The sequence below is a fragment of the Ruegeria sp. CJ6 genome (genome assembly GCF_056536665.1).
On record NZ_JBQFQB010000004.1, the window covers coordinates 21,672 to 47,731 of the forward strand.

The following is a 26,060-nucleotide window of genomic DNA, read 5'->3' on the forward strand; positions in this document are numbered from 1 at the left end:
GTGGTCTAATTGTCGATCAGATCGACCCAGACAAGCCGGTGACGGCTTGCGGCAACAGCCGCGTCACGGGATGCAGGTTCCGGCCAGTAGATGCCCGCATCGTGCACGCGCCAATCCGCGGAAGGCAGGACATAATCCACTCTCATCTCGCCAACGCCCTTCCACAAAACTGTTGAAGTTGACCCCGCAGGGTCAACAGGCATCGGATCCTGCAGTTGCGGATTGGCCAGAAGATCACGGATTGCCGATTTGCGACCCTCGCCTTTGTAAGGATCCTGGTTCGCATCACCTGCGATGACAAAACGCTCCATAGGTTTCTTACCCAGATCACCGTTCAGCAAAAGCGACCAGAGCCGAATTTCATCCCGGTTGCGCAGTCCGTTCCGATCTTCAGGTCCATCAAAGACAGGCGGGCTGGCGTGAAACGTCATCAGGTTTAGGCGACCACTCGGGGTGTCGACCGGAACGACCCAATGCGATGTAGAAGACAGCCGCTGAACAGCCTGCGCTTGTGGTGATGGGAAGGGCTCTCCATCCTCGGCTGGCAGCTGGGCATTCGGCAAGTCGCGCCACCGCAACTGGGTGAATGACCGCACTTGATCGTTAGCGATAGGATAGCGGGACAGCACTGCCAGCCCATTCTGGCCGGTGAACCGCCCCCAGCCTTGTGCATCGCCCGGGCCGCCCGTCTCGCCGTCCCCATCCAGATCCAACGCGGTTTCGATCCCGGAATTGGGTTGCTCGGCATAACTGTATCGATAATCCAAGCCGTTGCTTTTCAGCGCCTCGACCAGCGCAGCAAGGGCAAGCCCGTCTAAATCCCAATCGATGCCTTGCAGCGCGACGATATCGGGACGGGTTGTCATCAGCACCTCGATCACCGCAGCGACCTGAGGGTCGTTCCGCCGAATATCACGCAGCAGCAGGCCGGGACCTTCGCGACTGAGTTCCGTATTGAAACTTGCGATGCGCAATGTCTCTGCCTGTGCCGTAAACGGCAACAGCAACAGAACCAGCAGTCGGATCATGCGATCTGAGTTGACTCGGAAGTTGAGTATGCGCGGCGCTTCTCAACGATCAGGCCGGCAATGCGCAGTGTCGCCATGCCTCGCATGATCATGCTGGCAGGCAGGAATGCCCATGCGCAAAGGGTCCAGATCAATGTCTGCGGATTGCTGAGCGCGATCGGCGTGATGAAAGCAGCCATCAGTTTGATCAGGGCGGGAATCAGGAAAGGCAGCAAAGCCCCAATTGCGATGTTGAGCCGCCCGTCACGCTGCAGACGGGTGACCACATCACCACCCTTGGTTGGGTCAAACAGGGGCAGATTGGTCCAGACGTTGAACGCGCCGTTGCCTGTTGGCCATCCCCGAAGCTTTACTGCATAGGCAAAGCTGGCGATGGTAACCAAGGCCGCGACATAAGCGACGCTGGCGGAGATACGCACCAAATCTACGAGGGGCTGGCTGGCATCGGCGGGCAGCATCAGAACCACAAGACGAACGGGGGAGTAGGGGAAATCCACCACATTCGCGACCATCAGGCCAACTGAATAAAACAGGCCGGTAAGTTCCGAGGGGGCATAGGCGTTTTTGCAGATCAGCGTCAGGAAGGTAACCATCGACATCAAACCTACAAAGCGCAGCCTGTTCACAGGTGGTGCGTCACGAAATTCGATAAAGCTTGGAAAGGCCGAGTTGTATTCCGAGAAAGTCAGGATAAACGCAAGGATCGCCAGAAAGACGACAATCTCAGTCCCATTCGACGTCGATGTAGGCAGGTACAACGCAGGGGTAAGCACCATAAGTGCTACCAATAATCCACGTATCGCCGCCCCCGTTGTGCGTGCAATCACAATCCGAACCCTTTTTCAAACCGGCGTAGTCGATTCTGTGCCGACTTATCGTCCAACTTGTGCTCACCGCTCGTTCGTTGGCGGCTACCTCATGGGTGCCAACTTTGCCGATAAGCGGTATTTCGCTCAAGCCAATGAGCAAATAACACGCAATTTCGGGCAAAATGATGGCGCAACTGGTGCGGGATTGCATCAATTTCGACGCAAATCCGACGTGTATCTCAAATTGATACCTACATGTTGTGGTGCTCTGGGTTTTTGCCCCAAGAATGCGAACAGGGCCGCGCTTGCGACCCTGTTAGGTTGAGTATCAACAGATTCGTCCCCAGAATCATACCCAGGGGCGGGCCTGACTCGCATGATCTTCGAACTTGTCGATGTGATGGTCTTTTTCCATCGTCAGGCCAATATCGTCCAGACCGTTCAGCAGGCAGTGCTTGCGGTGTGGGTCAATGTCGAACTCGATGACCATGCCATCCGAAGTGGTAATCTGCTGATCTTCCAGATGCACGGTCATGCGGGCGTTTTCACCCTTGTGCGCGTCATCCATAAGAATCGCGTGATGCTCTTCTTCGACTACGATGGGCAGGATGCCGTTCTTGAAGCAGTTGTTGAAAAAGATGTCGGCGAAGCTGGTCGAGATCACCACCTTGATGCCGAAATCCTTGATCGCCCATGGCGCATGTTCCCGCGACGAGCCGCAACCGAAATTGTCGCCGGCCACCAGAATCTCGGTGTTGCGATAAGCGGGTTTGTTCAGAACGAAATCTTCGTTCTCGCCGCCATGATCGTGATAGCGCATCTCATCAAACAGCACGACACCCAGGCCAGAGCGTTTGATGGTTTTTAGGTGCACTTTGGGAATGATCATATCGGTGTCGATATTGATCAGTGGCATTGGGGCGGCCACCCCGTGGACTTTTTCGAACTTTTCCATTTCTACACTCCTGCGGGGTAGGGCCGCGCCCGTGCTCCGCGTTTAAGCTTCTTTCGCTTCTGTTGTTTCGTCCTTGGGTGCGTTCTTGACGAAGAACGCCATGAAGACCAATCCGAATCCGTTGAACAGCATCTCAATGCCCAGGAAGATCCCGAGTATGCTCAGCAGAGCAGCCGGTTCCTTGCCCACATAGGTCCAGATGATGCCGGCGAGGATGATCGACAAGATGCCCGAGATCATCGTGGGCCAGAAAAACTGCGTTCCTTTCATCTGGAACGACAGAATGACCCGCGCGATGCCGCCTGCCATGAACAGGATCAGCATCACAGTTGCCAGCGTCAGCGTGCCCTGCAGCGGGTGATCCAGAAAGGACCAGCCCAGAAACAGCATGACCGCACCCATGATGAGTGACAGGATCTTGTTGCCAGTGCCTTCAACCGTGAAGCCACCAACGATCTGCATTCCGCCCGCAATCAATAGCAGCACACCGGTTACTACTGTTACGGCAACGGACGCCACGACCGGTGCGCCTAATACGAACACCCCGAATGCTATGGACAAAAGTCCAAGCAGTAGCCATTTGACCCAATCACTCATGTTAGTCTCTCCATCAAATATCTAGATATGAGAGACTCTTACATCAATTCACGGACGTCTGTCAGCCGTCCTGTGATTGCCGCAGCGGCAGCCATTGCAGGGCTCAGCAGATGGGTACGCCCACCGCGACCCTGACGGCCTTCGAAGTTGCGGTTCGAAGTCGCGGCACAGCGCTCGCCCGGTTGCAGCTGGTCGGGGTTCATCGCCAGACACATTGAACAGCCCGCGAGACGCCACTCGAAACCGGCATCTTTGAAGATCTCGGCCAAACCTTCTTCTTCGGCCTGTGCACGCACCAAGCCCGAGCCTGGTACGACCATGGCGCGCATGCCGTCCTTGATCTTCTTGCCTTTCAGGATTTCCGCCGCAGCGCGCAGGTCTTCGATCCGACCGTTGGTGCAAGAGCCGATGAAAACGGTGTCGATTTCAACATCGCTCAGCTTTTGACCGGCTTCCAAGCCCATATACTCGATCGAACGGCGGGCCGCGTCGACTTTACCGCCTTCGAAATCTTCGGGATGTGGTACGGATGCGGTGATCGGCAGCACATCTTCGGGACTGGTGCCCCAAGTGACGACTGGCGCGATATCTTCACCACGCAGCGTGATGACTTTATCGAAATGCGCATCTTCGTCGGTGTAAAGCGTCTTCCACCAGTCCATCGCGGCTTCCCACTGCGCGCCTTTGGGGGCATGCGGGCGGCCTTTGACATATTCAAAGGTGGTCTCATCCGGTGCGATCAGGCCAGCGCGGGCACCGCCTTCGATGGCCATGTTACAGACGGTCATGCGCCCTTCCATCGAAAGATCGCGGATCGCTTCGCCGCAATACTCGATGACATAACCTGTGCCGCCAGCAGTACCGGTCTCGCCGATCACAGCCAGAGTGATATCTTTGGCGGTCACACCCGGCTGCAGTTTGCCGGTGATTTCGACCTTCATATTCTTGGACTTCTTCTGGATCAGAGTCTGGGTGGCCAGAACGTGTTCAACCTCGGATGTGCCGATGCCATGGGCCAGAGCGCCGAATGCACCATGAGTCGCCGTGTGGCTGTCGCCGCAAACAACGGTCATGCCGGGCAGGGTCCAGCCCTGCTCGGGGCCGACGATATGCACAATGCCCTGACGGACGTCGTGCACAGGGTAATAGTGAATGCCGAAATCCTTGGCGTTCTTGTCCAGTGCCTCGACCTGAATGCGTGATTCCGGGTTTTCGATACCATTCACACGGTCCGGCGTGGTCGGTACATTGTGATCCGGCACGGCGATGGTTTTTTCTGGCGCGCGCACCTTGCGGCCCGCCATGCGCAGGCCTTCGAACGCCTGTGGGCTGGTCACTTCGTGAACCAGATGGCGGTCGATATACAGCAGGCAGGTGCCATCATCGGCCTCGTGGGCGACATGGGCATCCCAGATCTTGTCATAGAGTGTTTTGGGGGACATCGGTCCTCTCCCGTATGTAATGAGAAATAGCTGGCGAGTTGGCTTAGGCCGCCGATAGGCGGGCCAAGACCGTGCGGGCAGCCCCAAAGAACCGTTCACGCAGACGCGCGCGATCTTCCAGATTCTGTTCTTGGGCCACATTGAGTCTCATACGCACCAGATATAACGGGCATACGTGTCAATCAAGGTTCAATCCCAACCGTCTCACTGCGGGCTTGCATCATCCAGCATCGCTGTCCAAGCTGACCTGCAGGAGAGGTGAATGAACCAGGATTTACTACCGGAGACGCTCTCGGAGCTTTACGCCAACATGACGGCGGCGTTTTCCTCGCAAATTGAAGGTCTGGTCGAGTTGATCGTCACCCCAGGATGGCGGCAGTATCAACTCATCATCATCCTGTTTCTCTGGGCAATCTCATTCTTGCTGAAACTGCTGACGCAGGGCCGATGGGAAACCTGGGCGAGGGCTCGGGTGGGATGGCCGAAATGGCGTCTGCGGATATTGATACAACTGATGCGCCGTCTGACGTTGGTCTATTTTGTGTTGCTGTCTGGTGGGCTTTATCTGGTGATGCAACAGGTCACATGGCCGTCGCGGAGCTATATACTTGGTGTCTTCGCAACGCTGGCTGTTGCATGGCTGGCCATCGCGTTGGTTTCGCGATTGGTGAGAAACCGAACGCTGCGACAAATATTTAAATGGTCTATGTGGGTCTATGCCACGCTGATTGCTTTGAACCTGACGGATGATGTAGCCGGTTTCCTGGATGGCGTCGCCATTTCAATCGGTGATCTTCATATCTCGGCGCTGGGCATCATCAAGGCTGTACTGCTGATTGGCGTCCTGCTGACTTTGGCGCGTGTCGGCACACGCGCGGCTGAGCGCGGCCTAACGAACAATCAAGACATAACACCATCGATGCAGGTTCTTCTGGCCAAGGGTATTCAGGTGCTGCTCTACGGGGCGGTGTTCATGGCGGCGATCCGCACCCTCGGGTTTGATCTGACTGGCATAGCGTTGCTGTCCGGGGCCATTGGCGTCGGGATCGGGTTTGGCCTGCAAAAGGTGGTCTCGAATCTGATCTCGGGCATCATCATCCTGATGGACCGGTCGATAAAGCCCGGAGACGTGATATCACTGGGGGATACATTCGGTTGGATCAACGCGCTGGGCGCGCGCTATGTCTCGGTGGTTACGCGGGATGGCCGGGAATACCTGATTCCGAACGAAGATCTGATTACCAATCAGGTGGTGAACTGGTCGCATTCCGACCGTTTCGTGCGGTTGGATCTTGATTTCGGCACCAGCTACGACGACGACCCGCACAAAGTCCGCGCGACAGCGATCCGTGCCGTCAAGACGGTTGGTCGAGTGCTGAGTGGAGGCAAACATGAACCTGTCTGCCATATCACTGGTTTCGGTGACAGCAGCGTGGACTATGTGTTGCGCTTCTGGATCAGTGATCCGAACAAGGGTCTGACAAACATTCGGGGCAATGTCTTCCTGGCGCTGTGGGATGCGTTCAAGGTCGAAGACATCTCGCTTCCGTTCCCGCAGCGTGAAATCCGTGTATTGGGCGGCCCGGAGGCCGACGCCGAGGTGCAACATCTCGCCAAAGAGTGACCGGATGTGGGGCGCAGCGTCGGCCCTTTCATTGAAATGTTGCAATCCCCTTGTTACCTTATTAGTACCCCGGCGCCGGGGTTTGGCGGCGCGCAGCAAAGGAGGACTATGTCCTGTCTCTACATACACAGGCGGGTTTGCCCGCCGATGATGGGGCCGATGTAATGGCCCACTCTCAGTCAATCAGCGACAAGCTGCTTGAACGTATCCTTTCCTCACTTTCCGATGACAAGGCCGAAGACGTCGTGCAGATCAACCTGCAAGGTAAGTCTTCTGTTGCGGATCACATGGTGATTGCCTCGGGTCGGTCGACCCGTCAGGTCTCGGCCATGGCGGAAAAGCTGACGGATCGCATCAAGCAGGAATTCGGTTTCACCTCGAAGATCGAAGGCAAGGATGCCGGCGACTGGGTGCTGATCGATACGGGCGACGTGGTCGTTCATATCTTCCGCCCCGAAGTGCGTGAATTCTATCAGCTGGAAAAGATGTGGCTGCCTCAGGGCGGCAGCGCCTCGGCGAATTGAGGCGCCATCCCGGCCTGTATTGAGGGGCCGGAGGCGAGAGAGACATGCGTATCAGCATCGTTGCGGTTGGGCGATTGCGCGCCGGACCGGAGAAATCCCTGCTTGACGACTACCTGACCCGATTTGACAGGACCGGCCGCGCGCTGGGCCTTGGTCCTGCGAAGGTGATCGAGGTCGAAGACAAGAAAAACGCAGGCATGGGGGCCGAGGCGGCCCTGCTGCGCAAGGCGCTGCCTAAAGGTGTGGTGATCTGTACGCTAGATGAGCGCGGACGGGTGTTGTCCTCGCCTGAATTTGCAAAAAAGCTGGGTGGATGGCGCGACGCGGGCCGACAGGATCTGGCGCTGATCATCGGCGGAGCGGACGGAATAGACTCAAATCTGCGGGCGGAGGCTGATTTTTCCCTATCCTTTGGGTCAATGGTCTGGCCCCATATGTTGGTCCGTGTGATGCTGGCCGAGCAACTTTACCGGGCTGCGACCATCCTTTCAGGCGGCCCTTATCACCGGGTCTGACATGGCGCAGCTATTGATCGTCTACCACTCGCGCACCGGCGGCACCCGGCAAATGGCTGAAGCCGCAGCCGAAGCAGCGCGGGATGAAGCGAACACCATCCTGAAAACCGCCGATCAGGCCGGTCCGAACGACTTGCTGGCCTCCGATGGCTATATCTTCTGCGCGCCCGAGAACCTGGCCGCGATCTCTGGGCTGATGAAAGAGTTCTTTGACCGCTGCTATTATCCGGTGCTGGGTCAGATCGAAGGTCGACCCTATGCGCAGATGGTCTGCGCCGGATCAGATGGCGAAAATGCCGCGCGCCAGATGGCTCGGATCGCAACGGGATGGCGGCTGAAAGAAGTGCAACCGCCCCTGATCATCTGCACTCATGCGCAAACACCCAAAGCGATCTTGGCCGAAAAGATCATTCCCGAAGAACAACTTGAAAGCTGTCGTGAGGTTGGAGCGGCCTTGGCCGCAGGTCTCAGCCTCGGGGTGTTCTGAGGGTCAGTTCAGATCGACCACGGTCGTGTCTTCGCTCCAACCACCGACATTGTCGCGCGCCTGAATTTGCACCTGCGTGGTCCCGTCCGGGATAACCACCCCGCTTAAAGACCGGGTAAAGGGCTGCTCATCGACATGAGGGTGATGCAGCACACGCATCCCCAGCTCGTTCCCCTGCATATCCAGAACACGCCAGCCGTCGGCATATTCATCCCATCCGGTGTCGGAGTGGCGGATCGTGACGTCGAACCGCCAGGTATCCCCATTTGATTGGGCTGAAACCTGTTCGACCGTCGGAGGGTCGGCGAATGCGGGGCTGGCCAGTAAGGCGCTGAGAATCAGATATCGCATAGGGTCAAACTATGCTCTCGCGCATGGCATTGCGATCACGACTCTGTGTTTGGTGGCGCAGTCATGATTACGGTGCGTGAATGCGAGGCGAATTCGCGACGATAGAGCACACCGAATGTGACGATTGAGCTTAGGATCAGGGCTACCGGTCCAAGTATCCATGCAATTGAAGCCAACGCAAAATATGTCGCCCGCAACGCGCGATTGAAACTACGAGCCGCCGTGATGCAGATATCAGCGGATTGTGTGGCGCGTGGATAGGCCTGTGGATCATCGGGATCATTTGGGACAGCGGCCATCAGGATCGCGCAATACCCAAACAGGCGATGCGACCAGACAAATTTCAGAAAAGCGTTCGACAGAAAAAGCAGAATAATCAGTATCTTGATTTCCCAAACCATGGCAGGCGCACGGCCGATGGCAAGATCTTCAGCAACCCCAGCAAGGCGTTCGGTATTGCCAAGCAATGCCAAGCCGCCGCCTATTGCAATCATGATTGTCGAAGCGAAGAACGTGCTGCCCTGACGCATGGCCGAGATCACTTGTGCATCGAACACACGCGGCTGGCGCGTCACCATTTCACGCATCCAGACCTTGCGAAAATCATCCATCATCAATGAAACCGATGGTTTCTGAGAGGACGGATTTTCGATCCTCCACCCAATCCCCAGCCATGTCGCGAACAATAGCAAAACGGCTGCATAGTCCAGCGAGGAAAACAGTAATGTGCGGTCGATCCAGGTCATGCCGCGACACTATTGTTGGATTCGGCAACTTGCCAGTCGATAAAATTGGTAATATAATTTTACCAAATGGAGGATCAGCGATGGAAATGCCCAAGCCAAATCCGGATGTCTTAGCACGCAAGCAGGCATTGGTTGCGCGACTACAGCAAGTGCTGCCGAAGGATGCTGTTATCCATGAAGAGGCCGAGACCAGGGCTTATGAATGTGATGCGCTGACCGCCTATAAATGCCCGCCAATGCTGGCTGTACTGCCTTCGACCACGCAGCAGGTTTCTGATGTCTTGCGCATTTGCCATGAACTGGGTGTGCCGGTTGTACCGCGCGGCGCGGGCACGTCATTGGCGGGTGGTGCCCTGCCGACGGCAGATTGTGTGATTCTAGGCGTTGCACGGATGAACGAAGTTCTGGAAATCGATTACGACAACAGGTTTATCAAAGTGCAATCCGGCCGAACCAACCTGAGTGTAACCGGTGCCGTTGAAGAAGAGGATTTCTTTTACGCCCCCGATCCCTCATCTCAGCTTGCCTGCGCCATTGCCGGGAATATCGCGATGAATTCGGGCGGGGCGCATTGCCTGAAATACGGGGTGACGACCAACAATCTGATGGGTGTGACTATGGTCATGATGGATGGCAGCGTGGTCGAAATTGGAGGTGCCTATCTGGACGCTGGCGGGTTGGACCTGTTGGGTGTTATCTGCGGATCCGAAGGGCAATTGGGTGTCGTAACTGAAGCAACGTTGCGCATCCTGCGCAAACCTGAGGGCGCGCGTCCCGTTCTGATGGGCTTTGACGATAATGAAGTAGCCGGTCAATGCGTCTCTGACATAATCAAATCGGGCATATTGCCTGTCGCGATCGAGTTCATGGACCGCCTTTGTATTCGAGCCTGCGAGAATTTCGCCCAAGCGGGTTATCCTGATTGCGAGGCGTTGCTGATTGTCGAAGTTGAAGGATCAGAGGCAGAGATCGATAGCCAGTTGTCGAAGATTATCGAGATCGCCAAGCGGCATAATCCGGTTGAGCTGCGAGAAAGCCAATCGGCTGATGAAAGCGCCCGTATCTGGCTGGGGCGGAAATCGGCCTTCGGCGCGATGGGGCAAATCAACGATTATATGTGTCTGGATGGGACGATCCCGGTCTCATCGCTACCCTTCGTCCTGCGCCGGATCGGGGAGCTGAGCAAAGATTATGGCCTGCCAGTCGGCAATGTGTTCCATGCCGGTGACGGCAACATGCACCCCTTGATCCTGTTTGACGCCAACAAACCCGGCGATCTTGAGAAATGTGAAGCGTTCGGGGCGGACATCCTGAAGCTTTGCGTTGATGCGGGGGGCTGCCTGACTGGTGAGCATGGGGTCGGCATCGAAAAGCGTGATCTGATGACACACCAATATGAACCACAGGATCTTGAGGCGCAGATGGCGGTGAAAGATGTGTTTGACCCGAATTGGCTGTTGAACCCAGCCAAGGTGTTTCCGCTAAAGGCGTCTGCCACGCGCAGGATGGCCGCGGAATAGATGAGCCTTCCCCATCAATACCCAGAGTATTTGCGAAAAGATGAAGTGCCATGACACCTGAAACCGAGGCTGAACTTGCGGACATCGTTGCCGGCCTGGATGGCCCAGTGCGTATTGCCGGAGGCGGCACGCGCGGCCTTGATGGGCCCGAGCCTGTGCTGAACCTGTCAGGACTGCACGGAATTACACAGTATGAGCCGGGCGCATTGACTCTGGTCGCGCATGCCGGGACTCCAGTGACTGAGATCGAAGCGGCTTTGGAGGCCGAGGGCCAGCAACTGGCGTTCGAGCCGATGGATCATCGCGGTTTGCTGGGCACCACGGGGGAACCGACAATCGGCGGTGTTGTCGCGGCCAACATCTCGGGGCCGCGTCGAATTCAGGCTGGCGCGTGCCGGGATTTCCTGTTGGGCGTACGTTATGTCGACGGGTTGGGGCAGGTGATCAAGAATGGCGGGCGGGTGATGAAGAATGTCACCGGTTACGATCTGGTCAAGCTCATGGCGGGTTCCTGGGGCACGCTAGGGGTGCTGTCCGAGGTCTCACTGAAAGTGCTGCCTAGACCTGAGATTGAGACCACTCTGGCAGTCGGGGCCGCTGATGTAGGAACCGCAGTTGATCTCATGTCCACTGCCCTGAAATCCCCCTTCGAGGTGAGCAGCGCAGCCTATGATCCACTGGGTGGGCAGGCGCTGTTGCGGATCGAAGGATTTGCCGACTCGGTTGCCTATCGGGTAGGTCGATTGCGCGAAATCCTTGGGGGCGAATGCACCGAGTTAGAGAATTCGAGGAACCGCTGGGTCGATCTGCGTGATCTGCGTGCGTTTAAGGATCTGGAAGGTGATGTCTGGCGCTTATCGGTGAAACCCGGCGATGCAGCCAGCCTTGCAGAACGGATCGACGCGGATCGAACCTTATTTGACTGGGGCGGGGGCTTGATCTGGGTATTGGTGCCAAAGGGCACTGATCTGCGTGCACGACTGGGTCACTTTGAAGGACATGCAACGCTGGTACGTGCAGAGGCTGACACCATCGTTGAATTTGGGCGGTTCCAACCGGAGAGCACGCAGATTCAGGCTCTAACAAAGGCAATTCGGAAGAAATTTGACCCTCGGAACGTGTTCAATCCGGGTCTGATGGGGTAGGCGATGCAGACGAAATTTACCGAAAAGCAGTTGCAAGACCCAGCGATTCAGCGATCCAACGAGATACTCCGAAATTGTGTTCACTGTGGTTTCTGTACAGCAACCTGCCCGACTTATCAGGTGCTAGGCGATGAGTTGGACAGCCCTCGCGGGCGCATCTATCTGATCAAGGACATGTTGGAGAATGAGCGTGTTCCGGACGAAAAGACTGTCAAGCATATCGATCGCTGCCTATCCTGTCTCGCCTGCATGACCACGTGCCCCTCGGGCGTGCATTACATGCACCTCGTGGACCACGCACGGGAATATATCGAAGACAACTACAAGCGCCCGTTCTCGGATCGGGCTCTGCGCTGGATATTGGCCAGAATCCTGCCTTATCCGACACGCTTTCGCTGGGCTCTAATCGGGGCAAAGCTGGGTCGTCCGTTCCGGTTTCTGATGCCGGATGCCCGGCTAAAGGCGATGCTGGACATGGCGCCGAGATATATTCCACCAGTCAGTCGCAATGATGACCCTCAGAGCTTTGCAGCAAAAGGCGCTAAGAAGAAACGCGTCGCCCTAATGACGGGCTGTGCGCAAAAAGCGCTGAACACCGATATCAACGACGCCACGATTCGCCTGCTGACCCGATTGGGCTGCGAGGTCGTTGTCGCCGAAGGTGCCAGCTGTTGTGGCGCATTAACTCATCACATGGGTAAAACCGGTGAAAGCCATGCGTCTGCTGCAGCCAATATCCGGGCCTGGACACGCGAAATGGATGGTGATGGTCTGGATGCGATCGTGATCAACACCTCGGGGTGTGGGACCACGGTTAAAGATTATGGGCACATGTTCCGCAGTGATCCGCTGGCGGCGGATGCGGGGCGTGTATCCGCCCTGGCGATGGATATCAGTGAGCTTTTGGTGCAGCTGGAGATGCCGGACAGCGACAAGAAAGAACTGGTTGTTGCCTACCACGCGGCGTGTTCATTGCAACATGGGCAAAAGGTTACCTCTTATCCCAAGAACCTGCTGAAATCTGCTGGATTCACAGTGTTAGAGCCTAAAGATAGTCATTTGTGCTGTGGCAGTGCAGGAACCTACAACCTGATGCAGCCTGAGATTTCGGGTCAGTTGAAACAACGAAAAGTGCGCACGCTTGAGGCTAGGAATCCTGATGTTATCGCGGCAGGTAACATCGGATGCATGATGCAGATCGGCTCTGGGACTGACACGCCCGTTGTCCACACAGTCGAGCTGTTGGACTGGGCCACCGGAGGGCCGGAACCGCGCGCATTGCGCGGCGGCATGGCTGGGGTACCCCAACTGCGTTGATCGATTGCTGCACCCGCGCATCAGGTCCGGTTGAATTTCATCCAAGGGGCAATTGCCCTATTTTCGCCGCACCAACGGCATACGAATCTTGGTCGGACCCCATGACCGGAGACCCGCGTGCGCAACTGGATCACGGCTATTGTCTTCAGCTTGCTGCCCTTGGCAGGACAGGCGCAGGATACTGGGCTTAGGAGCCTGGAAACCACCGATGCTGGGCGCGAGTGGATGGCAGTTGGTCGGCTGGATATCGACGGCACCGGGTTTTGTACCGGATCGCTGATATCTCCGACTCTGGTACTGACGGCTGCGCATTGTCTGTACGACAAAACCACGAAACAGCGAATTAATCCGGCCCGGATCGAGTTTCTGGCCGGTTGGCGCCTCGGTTCCGCCTCGGCTTATCGTCCGGCGCGTCGAACAGTGGTTCACCCCGACTATGTTTATGAAGGCAATGTTTCTGCAACGCGGGTGCGTCATGATATTGCGCTGATCGAGCTGTGGCAGCCGATCCGCAACACCTCGGTCATTCCTTTCGAAACCGGACGTCGTCCTGCCCGCGGTCAAGAGGTGGGGGTTGTCTCGTACGCGCATGACCGCGCCGAAGCGCCAGCATTGCAGGAAGTCTGTTCCGTCATTGGGCGACAGGCTGGAATTCTGGTTATGTCCTGCAACGTGGATTTCGGGGCATCCGGTGCGCCGATCTTTTCGTTTGACGGCGAGCGGCCACGCATTGTGTCGGTCGTTGCAGCGAAGGCCGAATTGCAGGGTCAACGCGTTGCGCTGGGCACCGCCTTGGATGAATCGCTGGAATTGTTGCGGGCCGAGCTTTCGCAGGGGCGGGGTATGAACGCCACATTGGACAACAACACCAAAAACCTCGGAGCAAAGTTCCTTAAGCCATGATGCGTGTTTTTCTAAGTATCACCTTGCTTGTTTCTATTCTCGTAACTGCCGCGCAGGCCCAGACCAGCAGCAAGCGCCGACTGACGGATCGCGATGATCTGTATGGGTGGGAGGCGGTCGGACGTCTGGATATCGGCGAACAGGGCTTTTGCACCGGTACTTTGATCGCAAAGGACATCGTGCTGACAGCGGCGCATTGCGCTGTGAGCAAGGCCACCGGAAAACCCTATGCCCCCGGTGAATTGACCTTTCGCGCCGGTTTGAGCGACGGTCAGGCGCTTGCGGATCGCAAGGTCATCCAGATTGCGACCCATCCCGATTTTGTTGCCAATGCGCCGGTATCGGCGTCACGTGTTCGAATTGATGTGGCTCTAATGCGGCTGGAAGAGCCGATTCCCTATTCGATTGCTGATCCGTTCGCCCTGCACAGCGGCCGCGTCAGCGACAGCGAAATCAGCGTCGCCTCGTATGGTCGCGGTCGGGCCGAGGCGATCACGCGCCAACGCTCTTGCCGCATCCTGCAACGCGGGCAGGGGCTGATCAGCTTTGATTGCGATATTACATTCGGTTCGTCGGGCTCCGCTATTTTAGCAAAAAAAGGCCCGCGTTGGCAGATCCTGTCGGTTGTTTCGGCGGGCGCATCGGATGGTCAACGCAAGATCGGCTACGGGATGGAGCTGTCGGGGATTGTCTCGGAACTCAAGGCGATATTGCGTCGTGACGCGCCCCGACCCACGGCAACAATCCGCAGATTGCAGCCGGGTTCAGCCAAGTCCAGTTCGGGTGCTAAATTCCTCAGCGCGGGCGGGTCTTGAACCCAGTCCTTTTACTTCCCATCTGAGTTTTACTGGATCGCCAAAGCTGGGGTCCGGCATAAATCACCGCCCGTCCATTTCGGAGGGCAATTTCGTGAATCGCTCAAAGATGAGGATACGACATGCGTACATTTGACTTCGCACCACTTCACCGCGCAACCATCGGTTTCGACCAGATTGCAGACATGATGGACCGGGTTTTGACCAATGACGTGGCTCAGCCCAGCTATCCCCCTTACAACATCGAAAAAACCGATGCTGATACCTACCGCATTTCGGTCGCTGTTGCCGGGTTTTCCGAGGCCGATCTGTCGGTTGAGGTAAAGGAAAATTCTCTGGTGGTTTCCGGCAAGAAAGCTTCGGACGAAAAAGAGCGCAGCTACCTGCACCGTGGCATCGCCACCCGCGCGTTCGAGCGCCGCTTTGCTCTGGCCGACCACGTTCGTGTCACCGGCGCGAGCCATGAAAACGGCATGCTGAACATCGATCTGAAGCGCGAAGTGCCAGAAGCGCTGAAACCGCGCCGGATCGAAATTTCGTCTGGCAAGGCCATTGAAAAGGACGTGGTTGACGCCAAAGCCGTGAACTGAGGCTGTTGATCACTTAGCGACAGTCCCGCCTCTCTGGGTTGTCGCACCACACGCCCCGCGTTCCTCCAGGCGCGGGGCGAAGTTGTATCCATCGCAACACGGACATGGTGGGCAACACGTTTTCACGAAAATCTGGCAATAGTTTAGGTCGTCAGGCTAGTCTCTTCTGGAACACTTCAATGAACTGAATTTCGTTCAGTGCCTTCAGAGGGAGACGAAATAGATGCGAATGAAATCCGTTATTGCCGCTATAGTCTGTGCCGTTGTTGCATCGACCACACTGACCGCGACACCAACCCGTGCCAACGATACCGGAGCGCTTATCGCTGGGGTCGCGTTGGGTGTGCTGGGAGCGTCGATCGCCAAACACCATCACAAGCACGGATCAAAATACCAGAAGCACCCGCATGTTTCGCCCGAGGAGAATGCGATCGGGCTTTGTATGCATCGGACCCACACCGCCATGAGCAATCAAGGCTACTATGCCGTCGATTTTGAGCGGACGCTTTCCTATACGACGAATTCTGATGGCATCGATCTGATTGATTTGGAGGTCGCGCGCTCAAAGGACAGCAATGACGCGCGGAGCCACATAAAAGCCCATTGCGCTATTCAAGATGATGCTGTGGTCAATTTCCGGTATTCGAACTACTGAGCTTGCCATCGGCAGCTTCAACTTAAGAAATCCAAGAGCTTCTATTTTCCCTTCTGAAAACCAGTAGGCAATGTGTCTCGGCCTTGTCTCTGCGTCTATCTTTTTAGCGTCGAGTTTGTCACAGTCTTGGTGATTTGGAGGCCCAAGGGGATGTAAATTGCCATAACATTCCCTATGTCATTGGATGATAAGAAGAATAGGGATAGCAGATGTCGAACCAGCAATTCGAAGCATTGATTCAAGAGACGCAACAGAAAGTCCGCGAAAGCCAGTCGCAGATTGAAGGCTTGACCTCACGGATCGAAGCGGCGCGTGCCAAGATCGGAACCGCAGAGGCAGATATCGACATTGAAAATGCCACTTTGGAAGATGTGCACGCCCATACCGAGGTGATGAACGCCAACATCGCTGAGCTGATCATGGGGCTCGACGACGTGACCAACGCGTTTTCCAAGGATTTCGACGAAATGCGTTCGAAAACCGGGTGGGAGTCGTTCGTCGGCATCTTCGCCAAGGCCAAATCCGAGTCCATGCGGCAGGAACGCATGCGCACCGCCAATATTGATGACAAGCTGCAGGACCTGATCGCCAAGTCCGATGTGATCGTAAAATTGCTGGAAGGGCAGTTGTCGGTACTGGAGGAACAGCGCGTCAAGGTCGAAGACAACCTGACTGTCACGCTGGATGACCGTGAGGCGACGGTGGCCGAGTTGGAAGCACTGCGCGCCGAGATTCAGGGTATGGACCCGACAATCATCACGCTGGAAAACAAAATCAGCGTCGAACAGGACGCCGCCGCGCGGACCCAGCTGGAAACTGAACTGGCCGAGCTGAACAAGCAATACAACGCCAAGGTTCAGGAAGAGCAGGTCAAGCTGGCCAAGTCTCAGACGCTGGAACGCTATATCGAAAAGGGCAAAACCTGGGTCGACTCACTGCAAAACCAGGCGGCGACGCAGATGGTGCTGATCAACAAGCTGCAGACAGACACGCAACAGCGCGTGGTGCTGTATGACGCCCTGACCAAATCGCTGAAAACAGCACAGCAGCAGGACGTGGCCCACCGCATCAACGAGATCGGCGTGCAGACGGATCAAGAAGCGCAAACCGCCATGGCCGCCATCGGCACCGCGACCAACCAGAAGATGGCCGACATGCTTGAGGCGCATGAGGACCACATGGTCTTTGCCCGCGACGTGCTGGAGAAAAAGGCCAAGGCGGATGAGCGGTTCGCGCGGCGCTTTGCCTCGATTGTCGAGAAGCATGATAAGAATTTGTATGGTGGTTAAGTGCGTTTCGCTCACCAACAATTTCTATTACTAGCAGTTAGTCTTGGTCCCTTGGAGGTGCCGAGATTCTTGGAAAAAATTGGTTTTATAGATCAGAAGCCGACTTATCCTGAAGTGCTACAGGCATTGCTTATGGCAGTAATTGCGGCTTGCTTAATGCGACTTCTGTGTTGGTTGAGTTGGGGCAGCGAAAGGGGGCGGCGTTTTCAGCACTCGGTTGGGATCAACCCTCAAGTAGTACTGCATAGTGTCGGTTCGCCTCTCTTTAGATGGTGGTTTCATATCGACAAAAACGGGAAGGACTTGGACGCCCCAAGATGACCGATACCAACCCCACCCAAGACCATGTCGGCCTGACCGACACCTTCGCCTCACGCCGCTATTTCCGCAAATTCGAAGTCATCACCGTCCACCTCCTGCGCGTGGCCGCGACGATGGAGGCGGAGGGCGCAATCAGCAAGCAAGAGGTGCGGATCGTGTCGCGCTACCTCTCGGGGCTGCTCTACACCTTCCGCGCGCTTTCCATGAAGTATCTGCTGGTCGGTCGCGATACGGGACGGTTTTTTGGCAGCCTTGCGATGGACAAGCGTGACAGCGGTTTTCCGGTGGCGGCTGAGCTGCTGACCATGGCCAATGACGCGCAGCAGGCGCAGGTGCATCTGGCGAATATGCCGTCCGAGGATGACCTAAAAACTGACATGGTGCGGACGATCATTGGCGATCAGGAAATCCCCACCAAGCTGCAATTCGCGCTGTCACAAAGGCTCTACTATGAGGAATTGCTGAAAGGTCAGCTGTTCTGGGCCCGCAACGATCCCGAGTGCCAATGGATCGGGAATGAGGGCGAACGGCGGAAGTTCATGATCCACTGGGCGGTCTATGACAGCCAGATCAACCTGCCAGTGATCTACCTGATGCAACTGGAGGACAGCGGCAAAACCGCCCTTCCCAAAGACCAACGCCGCTGGCCCGAAGTGCAGGCGCATCTGATGGCGCAGTCTCTGGGCGGGTTGAAACTGGTGACCATAGCCAAAGGGTTCGATCAGGATTTCGACGACCTGCACCCCAAACACCTGCGCCGCATTCATGTGGGGCCAATGTATTCCTCGGCCTATACCGAACAATCCGGCCCCCTGCGGCAGGTGCTGGAGGATGCGCAATCTCCGCAAGGTCAAGACTGGGCGCTGGCCTGGACCACAGAAGAGTTGGAAAGCGAAGAGGTGATCGAAGAGCGGGCCGGATGGTTCTCGACCGTCGAACGCGAGGTTTTTGCGCTCGACCCATTCGGCGCGCAAGGGGCCGAAACCGGGGCCACACGCACCCAACGGTCGATCATCTTGCCCCAGCGTCCGTTTCAGGTGCTGGCCGAGCGTAACCCTCCAGGGTTTGCCGATGTGCGCAAGTTCGTGGTCAGCAAGTCAGGGCAGGTGTTGAGGTATTAGTTTCGCCTTCGGCGAGAGTATTTTTGAAAAAGATGAATCAAGGGCGGTTTTTGAGATGAGTTTGACGTCAGATCAGATGGAATTGCGCGAGGCGGATATTCGCAAGCATTACCCGGCAGCGACCGCCTTGCTGAATGGGTTCGAACACGCGCCGCGGATTGCCAAGGCGGTGGAGACGTCGACGGAACGGTCGCCGGGGGTGTCGACCGGACGGAGGTTTCGGTCCACCACGCCGGGTTTGGTGACACGGCGCACAGTGCGCGCAGACGGGGTGCATTTGGTCGAACGGATCGAGGCCTCGGATGATGGCGATGCGCTGGTCTCGCCACCACAGGCCACAACGCAGCAGGCAATCCGCCGTGCGGTTGCCATCGCTCTGGCGGTGAGCGAGGCCTACGCCGAACAGACACCGTTGGCAGACTTGAAACGCGCGAACCTTGCGGGCGATTTGCCCGCCGCGCGAAAGACCGAATTCTCGGAACTGCTGACTGCCGAGGCGCTGATCACCTCGCACACCTTCGGCAATGCGCTGGCGTACTTGATGTCCTCGCATCTGGGAGAGACCACTGTCGATATCGGTGAGATCGAAGAGGTCCTGACCGACAACGGCCAACTCGCCTTGCACGGCGCGCTGTGGGAGTTGGACCAGACCCTTGCCAAACACGCCCCCGATGATGCCCACCTGATCGCGGCCACCAGCGCCTATGCCGAGCAACTGTTGGAAAAGGTAGCTCTACGCGCCCAGTCCGCAGGCCATCTGGCACCGTTCCAGAGTGCCGCTTGGCATATCGAGGCAGATGATCTGACCATCCGGGGCTTCGAACCGGCATCAAAGGCCAAATCCACCACCCTGACCATGACGTTCAAGAAACCGAACGAGGTGGTCGGCAACCATATCGCCAAATATCAGGCCATGAAGCTGGCCAAGATGGTGATGGCCTATGATTTCGACCGCCGCCTGAACCCGTTTGCGGAACTTGGCGGGTTCATCTTTACCTTCATGGGCGACGGCAAACCGGGCACCGGCAAAACCACCCTGATCCAGATGATGGCCGGGTTGATCAACGACTATTGCCAGAACGCGGGCTATCCGTTCCGCTATCAGAACCTGAGTACCGACAATATCGACAGCTATCAGGGCAAGTCCGGCCAGAACGCCAAGGCGTTTATCAATACGATCATCGACCCCTCGGTCATCGGGTTCGGCACCATCGACGATATCGACCAACTGGCAGGCAAGCGCGGCGACCGGCAGTCCTCGGCTGGGCAACTGGAAATCACCGCCGTGCTGATGGAGAGCTTTGCGGGGGCCAACACCGTCGTGCGCGGCAACTGCACCTTTGGCATGTTCTCGAACTACCCCGAGAATGTGGACGACGCCCTGCGCCAGCGGGCAGGCGCGCGGTTCCTGGTGGACGGGCCGCAAACGCGCGAGGATTACATCGACATCCTGCACCTGCTGATGGGCCGCAACCACGACATTCCGCTGGGCGAACACGAAGCCTATGCCGCGCAGGAAATCAAAAAGGCCGTCGCGGCCAGCTTCGAAAGCCATTCCCGACCGCATGAGGATGCGCTGCTGCAAGTCTATGATCGGGTCTCCGGCGATATCGGCCAGATGGACACGATTGCCAAACTGGGCACCTACCTCAAGGCGATCCAACAGGCCGATGAGCGCTTTACCGGCCGCGCGATCAAGAACATCACCGACGCGGTCAAGGTGCGTGCGATGGATTTCGAACTGCCCGACGAATGGATGGAAAACCCCGACCTGTTCCTGTTCCGCGACTACGACACCAAGAAGTCGATGATCGAGGACCTGCGCCAGCCGATCACGGTCGAGATGGTGATGCAAGAGATCAACCGCTACGCCGACAGCGAGTTCCGCTATGCCGACAAGAGCGACGAGGTCGCCATCGAAAACGCCGTCCGCGAGATGGGCCGGATGGAAGAGGCGAAGCGGCGGTATTTAGAAGGAAAGAACATTGACTAGAAGATTTGTAATTGAAGCGGAAGGCTTTCCGGATTTGCCGGGTATGATGCTGGTTACACTAGAGGCTTTGCGCGCTATGGGTGGTTCTGGAACCATTCAAGAAATGGATGAAAAGGTTGCAGAGCTTGAGGGTGTAACAGAAGAAGAGCAAGCATTTCAGATGTCTGGTGATGATCCTCGTCCCAGATTGAACTACTATCTAGCTTGGTCGCGAACTTATCTAAAGCGTGGTGGAGCAATTGAGAACTCTGCTCGTGGAGTCTGGGCCATAACCGAATCCGGGGCACGAATAACCGAATATAAACAAACAAAAGAAATTAGCGATCAAGTTAATGCGGAAGAGCGCGAAAAAGCGCGGTTAAAACGCCTTGAAAAGAAAGCGAAAGAAGAAAAAGTACAACAAAGCCCTGAATTCATAACCGGCTCAATGGCAGCGGTTGAGGGACCTGACAGTAGCGTTCGGGATTGGCGTAATGAGCTCTTGGACGTTCTAAAATCGATGGACCCATCAGCGTTTGAAAGACTTGCCCAACGACTACTGAGAGAAAGTGGTTTCACTAAGGTGGAGGTCAGAGGAAAGTCGGGCGATGGAGGGATAGACGGGGTCGGTGTTCTCAGAGTCAACCTTGTTTCGTTCCAAGTCTTTTTTCAATGCAAACGGTATAAAGGTAGCGTTGGATCCTCTGATATTCGCGACTTTAGAGGCGCGATGATGGGACGTGCAGACAAAGGTCTGTTCATAACAACCGGAAGTTTTACGGCCCAAGCATCGGATGAAGCGACCCGCGACGGCGCGACAGCGATAGATCTGATTGATGGGGAACGGCTGTGTGATTTGCTAAAAGACAATGAACTTGGTGTCTCAAAAAGGATGATTGAAGAAGTTCATGTTGATGAAAACTGGTTCATGAGCATATGATCCGCCTCATCGAAAAAGGCTTGATGTTCGGCAACCTCGTCCACATCTCCAGCCCGGCTCTGGTCGAGCGGTATAACCGCGCGCTGCAGCATCTGGCGGGCAAGACCACGGCGCTGACCGATTTCCATGTCGATATCTCGGGTTATTCTCCGGAGGTGGGGATTGAGCTGGAGGATGAGCTTTACCTCAATCCCAACGGGGTCAACCGGCAGTTCATCCTGCTGACGACCGAGCAGAAACGCGCGCCTTTGCTGAACGTCAAATTTTCTACCTCGCGCGATATTCTGCGCGAATTCATCGAGATGAACGAGGCGCAGCTGTTCGCCCTGACCGCCACCGATGCAGTGGCCGGAGAGCTTGTGAACTCGGTCATCAAACTCACAACCCCGCGCGACCTGTTGAACCTGAGCAAGATCGAGATCGAGGCCGACACCGCAGGCGGCACCCTACGCAAGGCCCAGCAGCTAGCGGGCATGGTCGAACGTTTCAAAACCGAAGAGGATGCATGGTTCGACGATGTGCTGATCGCCAAGATGATCGAAACGGCCAAGGAAACCGGCGACGTCACTCGCAATCCCGTTCGCCTGCGCCACACCGCATTCGAGCAGCGTAATTTCTGGACGGCACACTTTGGCGGGCTCTACCTGTTCCCGGATATGGATCACCCGGCGGCGATTTGCATGGGCGAAAAGCCCGACGATATGCCGATCAAATACATTTTTGACCCGTCGCAGCGAAACCAGATTGCCAAGTTTCTCGACTACAATGATCTGGTTGAACCTATCGTTAAGGCGCGCGGTGTGGATGCTGCTGCGATCCTGCAACAGAAAATGGATTTTCTGACCATTTCTGCGGCTGCTGACGCAGATGTTGATCTGAGCGGGCTGGATCGCAGCGACATGCGCCGACTGGCCCGCAACCACGCGGATCGCCTGCCCGAGGCGTACCACGGCCTCGCACAATTGCTGCGCTGGGCGACCGATGGCGGGCGCTGGCCACGCATCACCTCGGATCATCCCGCCTATTTCTACACATTGCGCGCAGCCGATACGCCGAACCGCGATCTGGTGAATATGCTGTTGACCGAATTGGCTCCGCTGGATCCGCGGCAGATGTTCATCTGCCACAAGGAATTGTTTTATAGTACTTACAGGACCTGGCCCGAGACCAAGAAAGCCTATGTTGCCGACTTCCTTGCCCGCGAGTATCAGGTGGACAAGGCTGGTGCGCGGGCGGCTTTATTTGGTCATGAACCGGATATGACCGGCAATGACCGGGTCAGCGAAACAGTGATCGCACGGGTCGGCCCTTGGGGCGCGGTCAGGAGAGATTAAGATGTTCGGAGCGTTGCGCCTGTTTCTGATCCTGCTGGTGATCCAGACGATTGCCTATTTCGCGCTGTCCTTTTATTCGCGCGGAGTTAGGCGGCGAAAGTTGGAGACGTGGTGGGACGAAAAGGGCAAAACCGGTAACAAAGAAGCGTTTGTTGCGCGTGGTTTGCACGTCTACGACAACTCATTCCGGCGCAAACTGATTTTGGGTGTCTATATTGTACCTTGGGTGGCGATTGGCGCGCTGATCTACATCGTGAATTACATGTGAGGGTTAAGGCATGGCCTATGTGAAATGGGCGTTCATTATCATCTTCTGGGGCACGATCGCCGTGATCTTGCAGTATTCCCTACCGCAGCACGATGTGGTGCGGATCGTCAACACCTATGAGGAACGTCAGGACCTGACGGACTGGACGCGAATCTTCTGGTCCGAGCCTGAAGATCAATCCACCAGCCTGTCAAACCGCGATGTACAGTTCATTCAGGCCGTACGCGCCAACGGGAAGCCCATTGTCTATCGCAACGAAGACACCGGTTGGGGCTGGCCGCCTTATTTCAAGTTCGACACTGCGAATCTTTACACCGAGGCCAACGATGCCAAGTCGACCAAAGATAACCCCGATTGGGTGGTCGTAACGCATTACGGCTGGCGCAATGAGTTCATGTCGATTTTTCCCAACGCAATTTTCATCCGGCATGTCGAGGGGCCGGATGTCCGCATCATCCCGTGGTTCAATATCGTCTTCCTGACAGTGTTTGCTGCGCTGGTTTGGGCCATCTGGGTTCGATGGCGGCGGTTTCGGCAAAAGAAGATCGATCCTGTTTTGGAGAACATGGAAGATGGTCTTTACGCCGCTGGTGATGCAATAGATGAAAAGCGCAAGGGCTTTCGCCGCTGGCTGGACAGTTGGAAATCCAAGTAAAGTGGTACACCAAAAGGCGTGCGCTGTGGTCTGACTGCTCATCTCACGATGAACTCTGCATGAAGTGCCCCGGCAGCTTTGATGGTTTTCAGGATGTCGATCATATCGCGTGGCGACACGCCCAAGGCGTTCAACCCGGCCACCACTTCGGACAAGGTGGTTGCCTCGGGGATTTCTGCAAGCCCCGTTCCTTCTTCCTCTTCGATCCCAGCGTAGGTGCGCGGAACAACGACTGTTTCGCCTCGCGCAAACGGATTTGGCTGAACAGCAATCGGGGCTTCCTCGACTGTGAGGGTCAAGTTGCCCTGCGATACCGCGACGCGTGAAATCCTGACGTCCCGACCCATGACAATTGTGCCGGATCTCTGATCCACCACGACGCGGGCTTTGCTTTCGGGTTCGACCAGAATGTTTTCAATACGTCCAATCGCATGCGCGGTTGATACGGCCCGCGTCGCCTCGACGCTTAACTCCACAGTGCCGGAATCGCGCATGAGTGCGACGGCGCGGTTGAACTCCCTGTTGATGGCGGCCTCAATGCGGCTTGCGGTCGTGAAATCCGGTTCTCTCAGCGCCAGCCTCAGTTGAGTCAAATCAGCAAGCTGAAAATCAATCTCACGCTCCACCCGCGCGCCCGCGGGTATGACACCCGATGTCGGCACCCCACTGACAACCGACGCTGCATCGCCCTCAACCGCAGCGCCTCCGGCAAGCACTGTCCCTTGTGCCACGGCATAAATCTGACCATCCGCTGCATTCAGGTGTGTCATGATCAATGTCCCCCCAAGAAGCCCTTTGGAATCTCCGATGGCAGAGACAGTAACGTCAATCTGACCTCCGACACGCGCGAAGGGTGGAAGGGTGGCGGTGACCAATACGGCGGCGACGTTTTTGGGGCGAAAATCTTCACCATTCACGTTTACACCCAGCCGTTCGAGAATGTTGGACATAATCTCTTCGGTGAACGGAGAATTGCGCAAGCCGTCGCCAGTGCCATTCAGGCCAACCACAAGGCCGTAGCCAACCAGATCATTGCCGCGGACACCGTCGAAATCCACCAGATCTTTCAGGCGTATAGCCCCGGCATTGGCAATGCACGGTAAGACTATCAAAAGGAATGCGAGTATCTTCATCTTAAGAAATTCACCAGTGACAGGTTGGCATTGCGAACGGTCACGGAATACAGACTCTCCAGTTGGAACTGCACGGTTTGCAACTGTGCCGCAGTCTCATAGGGATCTGCAGCGATCAACGCATTGCGCGCATGCTCAGCGCTGGTCCTTGCGGCGGCGTTGCGCGTTGCGGCTTGCTCCACACGCGCCTCAGCCGCGCCGACCTGGGCGCGCAAATTGACCGTCGCATCCTGTGTATTGGCCAGCTCAACACCAAGCTGCGTGAACATTGCGGTTCGTAGATCAGGCGTCCATCCAAGCGCATCATCTGTGGCCAGAGCCGCAACCGCAACATCGCGCAAAGCGTCCTTGAGCGTGGGGTCTGTCGCAGTGATCGGAAGCGTGATCCGCTCGTTCTCGGAAATCTGCATCGGAGCCAAGGTGTCTGTGCCACCTTGATATATCACCGCATCAAATCCGGCGGGGTCGTTGAACCAATCCTCAGCGGCCTGTTGGATATCTGTTAGGGAGGTCAGCCCTATCAATTCGGCCTGCAGCGCTGTCAATAATGTTTCAGCGGAGGGCAGAGGTGAGACGTCAGTCGATGTTCCGGAATACAGGCTGCGCCCTCCCGCCCGCGTATTCAGGGCTGAGATCATTGTGTCGAGCTCATTTCGTGCCTGAACCGATGCTTGTTCATGTGTCACGGTCTGGTTCGCCGTGCCGAATGATAGCAGCGACGCTGACATCTCGGCGACCGAGCCGCTTAGCGTTGTCAGGCTCAATTGCATTGCGTCCGTGAATAGCCGCGCCTCGACGGTGGCGATGGAAAGCGCGTCCAACCGTTCCAGGCTGCGATCTAGATCCAGTAGGTGCGAGTAATCACCACCCAGACGACCCGAGATATCCTGCACCTTGCCGGTGGACATCTCATACGACAGTGTTTCGATTTGTGATTTGATCTCGGCGCTGCGAGTTCTGAGGGTAAGGCCGCGGGCCAGATCCCCGATCGAATTCAGTGTCAT

General features: G+C 56.4%; 28 protein-coding genes. 18 read left to right on the plus strand and 10 right to left on the minus strand.

The annotated features are described in order from the left end of the window. Window positions 1-5: 5 nt before the first annotated feature. The 6 genes from ACR0BT_RS12330 to ACR0BT_RS12355 form a co-directional block, all read right to left on the minus strand. Complete coding sequence (locus tag ACR0BT_RS12330; protein ID WP_480562688.1) at window positions 6-1,028, minus strand: endonuclease/exonuclease/phosphatase family protein; 1,023 nt, start codon at window positions 1,026-1,028, stop codon at window positions 6-8. After that, window positions 1,025-1,855, minus strand: coding sequence for a hypothetical protein (locus ACR0BT_RS12335; protein WP_170395166.1), 831 nt, complete (start codon window positions 1,853-1,855; stop codon window positions 1,025-1,027). Before ACR0BT_RS12335 ends, ACR0BT_RS12330 begins: the two co-directional genes overlap by 4 nt. A 331-nt stretch (window positions 1,856-2,186) precedes the next feature. Continuing rightward, window positions 2,187-2,792, minus strand: coding sequence for a 3-isopropylmalate dehydratase small subunit (gene leuD / locus ACR0BT_RS12340; protein ID WP_170395169.1), 606 nt, complete (start codon window positions 2,790-2,792; stop codon window positions 2,187-2,189). A 42-nt stretch (window positions 2,793-2,834) separates the two neighbouring features. Continuing rightward, the gene (locus ACR0BT_RS12345; RefSeq protein ID WP_170395171.1) at window positions 2,835-3,389 is read right to left on the minus strand and encodes an HdeD family acid-resistance protein; all 555 of its coding nucleotides are present in this window, start codon (window positions 3,387-3,389) and stop codon (window positions 2,835-2,837) included. A 38-nt stretch (window positions 3,390-3,427) separates the two neighbouring features. Continuing rightward, window positions 3,428-4,831: a 3-isopropylmalate dehydratase large subunit gene (gene leuC, locus ACR0BT_RS12350; protein WP_170395174.1), complete on the minus strand. Its 1,404-nt coding sequence runs from the start codon at window positions 4,829-4,831 to the stop codon at window positions 3,428-3,430. A gap of 43 nt (window positions 4,832-4,874) precedes the next feature. Further along, window positions 4,875-4,970: an isopropylmalate isomerase gene (locus tag ACR0BT_RS12355; RefSeq protein WP_260023663.1), complete on the minus strand. Its 96-nt coding sequence runs from the start codon at window positions 4,968-4,970 to the stop codon at window positions 4,875-4,877. Window positions 4,971-5,093: 123 nt separating this feature from the next. On the opposite strand from ACR0BT_RS12355, the gene ACR0BT_RS12360 reads away from it, so the two are divergent. From ACR0BT_RS12360 to ACR0BT_RS12375, 4 genes are all read left to right on the plus strand, one after another. Then, window positions 5,094-6,455 carry a mechanosensitive ion channel domain-containing protein gene (locus ACR0BT_RS12360; protein ID WP_170408707.1) on the plus strand — a complete coding sequence of 454 codons (1,362 nt, stop codon included), beginning with the start codon at window positions 5,094-5,096 and terminating at the stop codon, window positions 6,453-6,455. A 164-nt stretch (window positions 6,456-6,619) separates the two neighbouring features. Continuing rightward, on the plus strand, window positions 6,620-6,979 hold the full coding sequence (rsfS, locus tag ACR0BT_RS12365) for a ribosome silencing factor (protein ID WP_480562689.1): 360 nt from the start codon (window positions 6,620-6,622) through the stop codon (window positions 6,977-6,979). 44 nt (window positions 6,980-7,023) lie between these two features. Further along, entirely contained in the window at window positions 7,024-7,494 is a 471-nt protein-coding gene (gene rlmH, locus ACR0BT_RS12370) for a 23S rRNA (pseudouridine(1915)-N(3))-methyltransferase RlmH (protein WP_480562690.1), read from the plus strand. A gap of 1 nt (window position 7,495) precedes the next feature. After that, the gene (locus tag ACR0BT_RS12375) at window positions 7,496-7,981 is read left to right on the plus strand and encodes a flavodoxin family protein (RefSeq protein ID WP_480763259.1); all 486 of its coding nucleotides are present in this window, start codon (window positions 7,496-7,498) and stop codon (window positions 7,979-7,981) included. Between the two features lie 3 nt (window positions 7,982-7,984). Here ACR0BT_RS12375 and ACR0BT_RS12380 read toward each other — a convergent pair whose 3' ends face one another. Both ACR0BT_RS12380 and ACR0BT_RS12385 read right to left on the minus strand, forming a co-directional pair. Further along, window positions 7,985-8,332 (minus strand): hypothetical protein, encoded by a 348-nt coding sequence (locus ACR0BT_RS12380; protein WP_480763260.1) that lies wholly within the window; start codon window positions 8,330-8,332, stop codon window positions 7,985-7,987. A gap of 35 nt (window positions 8,333-8,367) precedes the next feature. Continuing rightward, window positions 8,368-9,078 (minus strand): DUF599 domain-containing protein, encoded by a 711-nt coding sequence (locus ACR0BT_RS12385; protein WP_170395190.1) that lies wholly within the window; start codon window positions 9,076-9,078, stop codon window positions 8,368-8,370. 80 nt (window positions 9,079-9,158) lie between these two features. Here ACR0BT_RS12385 and ACR0BT_RS12390 point away from each other — a divergent pair, with 80 nt between their 5' ends. The 14 genes from ACR0BT_RS12390 (at window position 9,159) to ACR0BT_RS12455 (ending at window position 23,923) form a co-directional block, all read left to right on the plus strand. Beyond that, the gene (locus ACR0BT_RS12390) at window positions 9,159-10,598 is read left to right on the plus strand and encodes an FAD-linked oxidase C-terminal domain-containing protein (RefSeq protein ID WP_170423285.1); all 1,440 of its coding nucleotides are present in this window, start codon (window positions 9,159-9,161) and stop codon (window positions 10,596-10,598) included. A 50-nt stretch (window positions 10,599-10,648) separates the two neighbouring features. Beyond that, window positions 10,649-11,743 carry an FAD-binding protein gene (locus ACR0BT_RS12395; RefSeq protein ID WP_480763261.1) on the plus strand — a complete coding sequence of 365 codons (1,095 nt, stop codon included), beginning with the start codon at window positions 10,649-10,651 and terminating at the stop codon, window positions 11,741-11,743. A 3-nt stretch (window positions 11,744-11,746) separates the two neighbouring features. Then, a complete protein-coding gene (gene glcF / locus ACR0BT_RS12400) occupies window positions 11,747-13,060 on the plus strand; it encodes a glycolate oxidase subunit GlcF (RefSeq protein WP_480763262.1) in 1,314 nt (437 codons plus the stop codon). A gap of 117 nt (window positions 13,061-13,177) precedes the next feature. Continuing rightward, window positions 13,178-13,963 carry a trypsin-like serine peptidase gene (locus ACR0BT_RS12405; protein ID WP_170423291.1) on the plus strand — a complete coding sequence of 262 codons (786 nt, stop codon included), beginning with the start codon at window positions 13,178-13,180 and terminating at the stop codon, window positions 13,961-13,963. Beyond that, a complete protein-coding gene (locus ACR0BT_RS12410) occupies window positions 13,960-14,778 on the plus strand; it encodes a trypsin-like serine peptidase (RefSeq protein ID WP_480454506.1) in 819 nt (272 codons plus the stop codon). The genes ACR0BT_RS12405 and ACR0BT_RS12410 overlap by 4 nt, the downstream gene beginning before the upstream one ends. A 122-nt stretch (window positions 14,779-14,900) precedes the next feature. After that, the gene (locus ACR0BT_RS12415) at window positions 14,901-15,368 is read left to right on the plus strand and encodes an Hsp20 family protein (RefSeq protein WP_170395206.1); all 468 of its coding nucleotides are present in this window, start codon (window positions 14,901-14,903) and stop codon (window positions 15,366-15,368) included. A gap of 223 nt (window positions 15,369-15,591) precedes the next feature. Next, window positions 15,592-16,023 (plus strand): hypothetical protein, encoded by a 432-nt coding sequence (locus ACR0BT_RS12420; protein WP_170423293.1) that lies wholly within the window; start codon window positions 15,592-15,594, stop codon window positions 16,021-16,023. 209 nt (window positions 16,024-16,232) lie between these two features. Beyond that, complete coding sequence (locus ACR0BT_RS12425) at window positions 16,233-17,312, plus strand: coiled-coil domain-containing protein (protein WP_170423295.1); 1,080 nt, start codon at window positions 16,233-16,235, stop codon at window positions 17,310-17,312. 317 nt (window positions 17,313-17,629) lie between these two features. Continuing rightward, window positions 17,630-18,754, plus strand: coding sequence for a hypothetical protein (locus tag ACR0BT_RS12430; RefSeq protein ID WP_480763263.1), 1,125 nt, complete (start codon window positions 17,630-17,632; stop codon window positions 18,752-18,754). Window positions 18,755-18,809: 55 nt separating this feature from the next. Next, complete coding sequence (locus ACR0BT_RS12435) at window positions 18,810-20,747, plus strand: AAA family ATPase (RefSeq protein ID WP_480763264.1); 1,938 nt, start codon at window positions 18,810-18,812, stop codon at window positions 20,745-20,747. Further along, on the plus strand, window positions 20,740-21,666 hold the full coding sequence (locus ACR0BT_RS12440; protein WP_223117440.1) for a restriction endonuclease: 927 nt from the start codon (window positions 20,740-20,742) through the stop codon (window positions 21,664-21,666). The genes ACR0BT_RS12435 and ACR0BT_RS12440 overlap by 8 nt, the downstream gene beginning before the upstream one ends. Beyond that, entirely contained in the window at window positions 21,663-23,000 is a 1,338-nt protein-coding gene (locus ACR0BT_RS12445; RefSeq protein WP_480763265.1) for a DUF6638 family protein, read from the plus strand. Before ACR0BT_RS12440 ends, ACR0BT_RS12445 begins: the two co-directional genes overlap by 4 nt. 1 nt (window position 23,001) lies before the next feature. Continuing rightward, window positions 23,002-23,268, plus strand: a complete 267-nt coding sequence (locus ACR0BT_RS12450) for a hypothetical protein (RefSeq protein WP_223117442.1) — start codon at window positions 23,002-23,004, stop codon at window positions 23,266-23,268. 10 nt (window positions 23,269-23,278) lie between these two features. Then, complete coding sequence (locus ACR0BT_RS12455; RefSeq protein WP_170395244.1) at window positions 23,279-23,923, plus strand: DUF1523 family protein; 645 nt, start codon at window positions 23,279-23,281, stop codon at window positions 23,921-23,923. Between the two features lie 38 nt (window positions 23,924-23,961). Here the strand turns inward: ACR0BT_RS12455 and ACR0BT_RS12460 are convergent, their stop codons facing one another. Next, a complete protein-coding gene (locus ACR0BT_RS12460) occupies window positions 23,962-25,056 on the minus strand; it encodes a flagellar basal body P-ring protein FlgI (RefSeq protein WP_480763266.1) in 1,095 nt (364 codons plus the stop codon). Next, a complete protein-coding gene (locus ACR0BT_RS12465; RefSeq protein ID WP_480763267.1) occupies window positions 25,053-26,060 on the minus strand; it encodes a flagellin in 1,008 nt (335 codons plus the stop codon). The genes ACR0BT_RS12460 and ACR0BT_RS12465 overlap by 4 nt, the downstream gene beginning before the upstream one ends.

What these genes read in the sequence shown, in the direction of transcription:
- ACR0BT_RS12330 (WP_480562688.1), bottom strand. Translation starts at nt 1,028, where the DNA reads ATGATCCGACTGCTGGTTCTGTTGCTGTTGCCGTTTACGGCACAGGCA.
- leuD (WP_170395169.1), bottom strand. Translation starts at nt 2,792, where the DNA reads ATGGAAAAGTTCGAAAAAGTCCACGGGGTGGCCGCCCCAATGCCACTG.
- ACR0BT_RS12345 (WP_170395171.1), bottom strand. Translation starts at nt 3,389, where the DNA reads ATGAGTGATTGGGTCAAATGGCTACTGCTTGGACTTTTGTCCATAGCA.
- leuC (WP_170395174.1), bottom strand. Translation starts at nt 4,831, where the DNA reads ATGTCCCCCAAAACACTCTATGACAAGATCTGGGATGCCCATGTCGCC.
- ACR0BT_RS12360 (WP_170408707.1), top strand. Translation starts at nt 5,094, where the DNA reads ATGAACCAGGATTTACTACCGGAGACGCTCTCGGAGCTTTACGCCAAC.
- rsfS (WP_480562689.1), top strand. Translation starts at nt 6,620, where the DNA reads ATGGCCCACTCTCAGTCAATCAGCGACAAGCTGCTTGAACGTATCCTT.
- rlmH (WP_480562690.1), top strand. Translation starts at nt 7,024, where the DNA reads ATGCGTATCAGCATCGTTGCGGTTGGGCGATTGCGCGCCGGACCGGAG.
- ACR0BT_RS12375 (WP_480763259.1), top strand. Translation starts at nt 7,496, where the DNA reads ATGGCGCAGCTATTGATCGTCTACCACTCGCGCACCGGCGGCACCCGG.
- ACR0BT_RS12380 (WP_480763260.1), bottom strand. Translation starts at nt 8,332, where the DNA reads ATGCGATATCTGATTCTCAGCGCCTTACTGGCCAGCCCCGCATTCGCC.
- ACR0BT_RS12385 (WP_170395190.1), bottom strand. Translation starts at nt 9,078, where the DNA reads ATGACCTGGATCGACCGCACATTACTGTTTTCCTCGCTGGACTATGCA.
- ACR0BT_RS12390 (WP_170423285.1), top strand. Translation starts at nt 9,159, where the DNA reads ATGGAAATGCCCAAGCCAAATCCGGATGTCTTAGCACGCAAGCAGGCA.
- ACR0BT_RS12395 (WP_480763261.1), top strand. Translation starts at nt 10,649, where the DNA reads ATGACACCTGAAACCGAGGCTGAACTTGCGGACATCGTTGCCGGCCTG.
- glcF (WP_480763262.1), top strand. Translation starts at nt 11,747, where the DNA reads ATGCAGACGAAATTTACCGAAAAGCAGTTGCAAGACCCAGCGATTCAG.
- ACR0BT_RS12410 (WP_480454506.1), top strand. Translation starts at nt 13,960, where the DNA reads ATGATGCGTGTTTTTCTAAGTATCACCTTGCTTGTTTCTATTCTCGTA.
- ACR0BT_RS12415 (WP_170395206.1), top strand. Translation starts at nt 14,901, where the DNA reads ATGCGTACATTTGACTTCGCACCACTTCACCGCGCAACCATCGGTTTC.
- ACR0BT_RS12420 (WP_170423293.1), top strand. Translation starts at nt 15,592, where the DNA reads ATGCGAATGAAATCCGTTATTGCCGCTATAGTCTGTGCCGTTGTTGCA.
- ACR0BT_RS12425 (WP_170423295.1), top strand. Translation starts at nt 16,233, where the DNA reads ATGTCGAACCAGCAATTCGAAGCATTGATTCAAGAGACGCAACAGAAA.
- ACR0BT_RS12430 (WP_480763263.1), top strand. Translation starts at nt 17,630, where the DNA reads ATGACCGATACCAACCCCACCCAAGACCATGTCGGCCTGACCGACACC.
- ACR0BT_RS12435 (WP_480763264.1), top strand. Translation starts at nt 18,810, where the DNA reads ATGAGTTTGACGTCAGATCAGATGGAATTGCGCGAGGCGGATATTCGC.
- ACR0BT_RS12445 (WP_480763265.1), top strand. Translation starts at nt 21,663, where the DNA reads ATGATCCGCCTCATCGAAAAAGGCTTGATGTTCGGCAACCTCGTCCAC.
- ACR0BT_RS12450 (WP_223117442.1), top strand. Translation starts at nt 23,002, where the DNA reads ATGTTCGGAGCGTTGCGCCTGTTTCTGATCCTGCTGGTGATCCAGACG.
- ACR0BT_RS12455 (WP_170395244.1), top strand. Translation starts at nt 23,279, where the DNA reads ATGGCCTATGTGAAATGGGCGTTCATTATCATCTTCTGGGGCACGATC.
- ACR0BT_RS12460 (WP_480763266.1), bottom strand. Translation starts at nt 25,056, where the DNA reads ATGAAGATACTCGCATTCCTTTTGATAGTCTTACCGTGCATTGCCAAT.
- ACR0BT_RS12465 (WP_480763267.1), bottom strand. Translation starts at nt 26,060, where the DNA reads ATGACACTGAATTCGATCGGGGATCTGGCCCGCGGCCTTACCCTCAGA.